Origin of the sequence: Paenibacillus sp. MER TA 81-3 (assembly GCF_023713585.1) — a bacterium.
Taxonomy (GTDB): domain Bacteria; phylum Bacillota; class Bacilli; order Paenibacillales; family Paenibacillaceae; genus Paenibacillus_B; species Paenibacillus_B profundus.
Genome location: NZ_JAMAWB010000043.1, coordinates 1 through 6,766 on the forward strand (window position 1 = coordinate 1; position 6,766 = coordinate 6,766).

Genomic DNA, 6,766 nt, shown 5'->3' on the forward strand with positions numbered 1-6,766 from the left:
AAGACAAATAGCGCAAAATGCCGTAGCCGATGCCTTTGTGCGGGATACTCCGCAGCGTTTCCTTGACCAGCTTGATGCGCCGCGGCAGATCCAGGCCCGCCTTCATGTCAAGCATGACCGGGTACGCACTCGTGAACCAGCCAATAGTCCGGCTGACATCCATATCCGGCAAGATGGATTCCCTGCCGTGCCCTTCCAGCATGACGGCCACCTGCTCGATTCCGGTCCACTCCTGAACCGCCATTCCCAGCGCGGTCAGCAGCAGGTCGTTCATGTCCGTCCCGTATGCCCGGTGCGCTTCGGTTAACAACTGCTGCGTCTCGTGCCGGGACCATTGCAGCGTCAGCGTTTCGCTGTTTTCGACTGCGTCTCCGCCTTGCTCGTTATCCTTCGGTAACGGCGCTTGTTCGACATTGGCCAGCTGGCTCCAATACCCCAGTTCCGTCTCCATTACTGGGCTTGAGGCATAAGCTGCCAGCTGCTGCGCCCAAGCTTGGAACGAATCGGTTTTCTGCGGCAGCCAAATGTCCTGCCCTTGCGCGGCCTGCCCATACGCTGCAGCGATATCCTCCAGCAAGATCCGCCAGGAGACGCCATCAATGACAAGATGGTGAATGACAATGAGCAGATGATCGCCGTCACCGCACTGGAATAAGCCCAGCTTCACGAGCGGACCTGTATCTAAGGAGATACCGGCTTGCAGCTCGCGGGCCTTCGCTTCGACTAACCGGCCCCACGCCTGCTCTTGCCGGAAGTCGAATACTTCCAATCCGTACAGTTCCCCTTCCTTCACAGCCCGGTTCCAAGCGGCATAACCTCCGTCCTCTGATGACACAAATACCATGCGCAGCGCGTCATGGTGAACCGTGATCTGCTTCATTGCAAGGCGCAGCGCCTGCACGTCAAAGCGTTCTTCCCGGTACAGCATCACAGCTTGGTTGAAGTGATGCGCATCGGCAAGGTCCCGCTCAACAAACCAGTGTTGAATCGGCGTGAGCGGCACTAGGCCGCGGATCTCTCCCTGTTCCGCGATGCGGCTAACCATGGCAATATGATCGCTGAGCTGGGATGCAGCCGGATAACGGAACAGCTCCTTCATCTCCAGCTTATAGCCAGCTTGCAGCAGCCGGGAAGCAGCTTGAATCGCCTTGATCGAGTCGCCTCCCAGGTCGAAGAAGCTGTCATGGATGCCGATCCGGGTCACACCGAGCACCTGCTCCCATACCGTCACCAGCGCCTGCTCCACCGGCGTGCGGGGAGCGGCATACGGCGTATGGGCCAGGGCTGCATCCGGCTTCGGCAGCGCTTTGAGATCGATTTTGCCGTTAGTAGTCAGCGGCAATTGCTCCAGCTGCACGAAGGAGGCGGGAATCATATACGCCGGCAGGGCGGAGGACAGCAAGCTGCGCAGATCAGGAAGATCCAGCTCGCCGCCAACGACATAGGCACACAGCTGGAGACTGCCCGAAGCATCCGGCAGCGCGGCCACGACGGCTTCGCTTACCTCAGCCAACTGCAGCAGTTGGGCTTCGATCTCGCCCGGTTCGATCCGGTATCCCCGGATCTTCACTTGTCCGTCCATCCGGCCCATATACTCGAGATTGCCGTCCGGCAGCCAGCGTACCAAGTCGCCGGTCCGGTAGAGGCGCTCACCGGGCGCGAACGGACTGGCGGCGAACCGCTCAGCCGTCAGCTCTGGCTGATTCAGATACCCCCGGGACAATCCCGGACCGCTGATGCATAGCTCACCCGGGACGCCGATCGGCTGCAGTTGTCCATCCGCTGCCAGCACATGGACTTTCGTCTGGCCGATGGATCTGCCGAGCGTATGAGACTGCCGCGGGTCGGTCACCGGCAAAGCGGTCGTCACCACGCTGTTCTCCGTCGGTCCATACTCGCTGACGAACTCAATCTGGCTGTAAACAAGCATCTTTTCAATCAGCGCCGCGCTGATTTTCTCCCCGCCGGTGACCACGCTCCGTACGGTAGCCAGCTGCTCCGGCCGGATCATCTCCAGCAGCGCCGCGAGCAGACCCGTTGGGAATTGCGCGTGGGTAATCTTCTGCTCGACGAGCGTGCGGATAATGACCTCCGGATCTTTGAGCTCTTCATCGCGGAGCATCACGACGGTGGCGCCCGCAACGAGGGGGCCAAAAAAATGCGAGATGAACGCATCGAATATGAACGGGCTGGCATGCAGCACCCGCCCGCCGTCGAAGCGGTAGGCCGCTGCCTTCCACTGAAGCGTATGAACGATGCTGCGATGCTCCACCATGACGCCTTTAGGCTGACCCGAGGTTCCGGAGGTGTAGATCACATACGCCAGGTTGTTGGGATTTACAGAGCTCGCGAGATCTTCTGGCGTTTCCGAAAGGATACAATCATCATCCAAGCACAGCACCGGGCAGGCAGTCTCCTGTTCCGAGGAAGACAGCAGCAGGGCCGCGCCGCTGTCCTCCAGCAGGAACTGCACCCGCTCTGCCGGCTCCTGCGGCGATATTGGCAGATAGGCAGCTCCCGCTTTGAGCACACCAAGCAGCGCCATAGCCATATCCACGGATCGTTCGCACTGCACCGCAACAAGGCTTTCGGGCCCTGCACCGTAACTGAGCACGACTCTGGCAAGCCGGTTCGCCCGTTCGTTCAGTTCCCGGTAGGTCAGGGTATCCTCACCGCATACAACGGCCACGCGCTCCGGCGTCTTCGCCGCCTGCTCCTCGAACATCGCGTGCAGCGTGGTATGCGGCATTGGCACCCCTGCGCCGGTGTCGTTGAACTGCGCCAACAATTGCTCCTGCTCCGTAACCGTGAGCAAGCTGACGCTTCCCAGCGTCATCTGCGGATCCCGGGTAACCTGGCGCAGAAGCTCTACAAAGTGACCGGCCCAACGCTCTATCGTGGCCCGTTCAAACAATACGGCAGCGAATTCCCAAGAGCAGCGCATGCCGTTCTCCTGTTCACTCACCGAAAGCGTCAGATCGAACTTGGCCGCGTCGGAATCGAACGGATACGGGGTGAGCTGCAGATCGGGGAGCTCAAGCTCTGCCTGATCCATGTTCTGCAGCACGAGCATCGCATCGAAGAGCGGGTTGCGGCTCGTGTCGCGCTGCCGCACCACCCGTTCCACCAGTTCCTCGAACGGATAGTCCCCATGGTCGAAGGCTTCGAGCGCCGTTTCCCTCACTTCCTGTAGATAGGCGGCAAAGCTCTTCTCCCCGGCCGGGTACGTCCGCAGTGCCAGTGTATTTACGAACATCCCCAGCATGCCTTCCAGATCTGCATGCGGCCGTCCCGCCACCGGCGAACCGACAATGACTTCTTCTTGCCCGCCAAGCCGCGCCAGCAGCGTGCTGTAGGCGGCCAGCAACACCATGTATACCGTAGCGCCGCTCTCGCGGGACAGCCCGCGCAAGGCCGCCGCAAGCTCGCCGTCCAGCTCAACGTCCACCCGGCCGCCCTCGAAGCTGCGTACGGCCGGACGCGGATGATCGGCCGGCAAGTTCAGCACTGGCAGTTCGCCCGCAAACTGGTCCACCCAGTATGCTTCCAACTGCTCGTACGCCCGGCTGTCGGCGTAGTGTTCCCGCTGCCATACCGCATAATCTTTGTACTGTAAACGGAGCGGATCCAATGCTTCCCCGGCGTACAGCTTCACAAATTCGTCTACCAAAATGCTCATAGATATGCCGTCCGAGACAATATGGTGCATATCGAACAACAGCAAGTGCAGCGCTTCGCCGAGACGTAGGACGGCCGTACGAAGCAGCGGGGCCTCTCCAAGGTCAAACGGACGGAGGAATGCACGGATGCGCTCCTCGGCTTTCCCTTCCTCCGCTTCCTCATAGGAAACTTCGAACATCGCCTGCTCCGCCACCCGCTGCACCGGTTCGCCGTCCACGACGGCAAACGAAGTGCGCAGCGATTCATGGCGGGCGATGAGCGCTTGCAGCGCCGCTTCCAGCCGTGCCCGATCCAGCGCTCCTTCGAGATGCAGCGCCACCGGCATGTTGTAGCTCAGCTCAGCCCCCTCCAGCTGCTGCAAGACGTACAGCCGTTTTTGGGCCGAGGACAGCGGGTAATACGCCCGCTCGTCTGCCGGGGCCAACGCTTTATACGCCGTGCTGCCATCCACCGCGCCCAGCGCAGCCGCCAGCCCTTCGACCGTCGGCGAGAGGAACAGCTGCCTCAGCGGCAGCTCTACGTCCAACGCCTGGTGAATCCGCGATACGAGCGTCATGGCCTTCAAGGAATGGCCGCCCAGCTCGAAGAAGTTATCGTGGATGCCTACGCGCCCGACACCCAGCACCTCCTGCCACAATAACGCCAGCTTCGCTTCCGCTTCGGTTCGCGGCGCTGCATATCCGGTAGCGGCTCCGCTTCCCGACGGCTTCGGCAGCACCCGGCGGTCCACTTTCCCATTCGGCGTCAGCGGAAGCTCTTCCAGCTGCATGAAGTGCGTCGGCAGCATGTACGACGGCAGCGAGGCAGTCAGGGCGGCACGCAGCTCAGCCGCCGCAAGCGGACGGTTGCCTGTCACATAAGCACACAATTCATGGTGAATATCCGTGCCCATCTCAATAGCCGCTGCGGTCACGACGGCTTCGCTTACGCCTGGGATTTGGAGCAACCGGGTTTCGATTTCGCCCAACTCAATCCGGTGCCCCCGGATCTTCACCTGATGGTCGATCCGCCCCAGATGCTCCAGCCGGCCGTCAGGCAGCCAGCGTGCCAAATCTCCGGTCCGGTACAGCCGCTCGCCGGAAACAAACGGGCTGTCCACAAATTTCTCAGACGTCAGCTCCGGACGCGCCCAGTATCCGCGGGCAACCCCGGCGCCGCCGATGCACAGTTCGCCGGCCACGCCAACGGGCTGCGGCTGCAGCGTTTCGTTCACCACATACACCTGCGTGTTCGCCATCGGCCGTCCGATGCCGATCCGTTCGTCTCCGCCGAGGCGGTCGAACGTGGACCAGACAGTCGTTTCCGTTGGCCCGTACATGTTGTACAGTTCCGCATCCGTATGTTCCCTCAGCTGCCCATATAGGGAGGAAGGGAATGCTTCCCCGCCGACCAGCAGCGTGTGGACGTTCCGCAACTGCGCCGCGCTCCGCGGATCGCCGAGCAGCAGCATCAACCGCGAAGGCGTCGTCTGCATCATGTGCACCGGATGCTCGCTCAACAGTTCCGCCAGCAGAACCGGATCCTGCTGCGCTTCTTCGCTTGCGAGGACGATCTGCATGCCGCAGCTGAGCGGCACCCAGCTCTCCGTGACGAAGATGTCGAAGGATACCGTCGTAACGCACAGCATCGAAGCATGCGTCCCGAAAGGAAGCTCGCGGATCATCCCCGAGATGAAATTCACCACGTTCCGGTGCTCTACGACCACCCCTTTAGGCGTGCCAGTCGTTCCTGAGGTATAAATGACGTACGCGCTGCCGGAAGGTCTGATCTCCACGCCAACAGGCATGGAAGAATACCCTGCCAGCTCCTTGGCGGAGGAGAACGAGACGGTATGGCCGCCGTGACTTGTCCGGTCTGCTCGCTCCGGCTGCCCCTCCAGTTCTTCCATCAACATATCGTCCAGACACAATACATGGCGCAGCGCTGTCTCCTGCAGGCCTGTCACAATCCCAAGCTGTCCCGCATCCGTCAGCATAAGCTGCATTCCTGCATCCTGGATCATCCCTTCCATGCGCTCTTCAGGCAGAAGGGGGTCGATCGGCACGTAAGCGGCACCGGCTTTCAGAATCCCCAGAAGCCCGGCGAGCAGCTGCGGCGAGCGGTTCATCAGGACGCCTACACGGTCTTCCGCTGTCACGCCATGCGCCCGCAACCATTGGGCGATACGGTTGGCCTGTTCCTCAAGATCCCGGTAGGTCAGGCTCTGCTCTGCGCACACGACCGCCAGACGATCCGGCGTTGTCGCCGCCTGCTGCTCGAACAAGGAATGCACGGCCGCTCCCCTTGGAATATCCGCCGCCGTGTCGTTGAACTGCACGAGCAATTGCTCCCTCTCGGCCGTTGTCAGCAGCTCCAGCTCTTGTACCGGTATGTTCGTATCCGCTACGATCTGCTCCACGATTCGCAACAGGTGTCTTTGCAGACGCTCCATCACTTCTCGTTCATACACCTGCGCATTGTAGTCAAAATGAATGGTCATTTCTTCGCCTGGCATAATCATCACATTCAGGTCATAGTTGGTCTGCTCCTCCGCCTGAACTCCGGTAATTTCTAGCCCAGCCGTCTCTCCCAATGAACCCGCTTGCTCCTCCACCGGGTAGTTCTCGAACACCAGAATGTGGTTGAACAGCTCCCTGTGCTTTGTGATTTGGGCTTGGATTTCATGCAGCGGATAATAGTCATAGGCTTGGGACGCCAGCGCTTGCTTTTGCGCTTGTTGCAGCACGCAGGCTACGGTTTCTTCTGCCTCGCACTTTACCCGGACCGGAATCGTATTGATGAACAGTCCGATCATCCCCTCCACGCCGGGAAGGGCTGCCGGTCTTCCCGACACCACGCTGCCGAATACCGCATCGGTTGTCCCGCTGTATTTGTGCAGCAGCAGTCCCCATGCCGTCTGCAGCAAGGTGTTCACCGTTACCCCCTGCTCTCTTGCCGCTTGGGCAATCCGTTCGGTCCGCTTCCGGTCCAGCGAGCAAGTCACACGCATCGCTTCATATCCCCGCGCCTGACGCTGCCGTCTCGGGAGCTCCGCCGCTTGTTCGAAGCCCGCAAGCATGTCTCCCCAATATTTCGCGGCCGCTTG

General features: G+C 60.7%; 1 protein-coding gene. It reads right to left on the reverse strand.

The features are described from left to right. Positions 1-6,766, reverse strand: a 6,766-nt coding sequence (locus tag M3650_RS31065) for a non-ribosomal peptide synthetase (RefSeq protein ID WP_251580212.1), incomplete at both ends; no start/stop codon positions are given.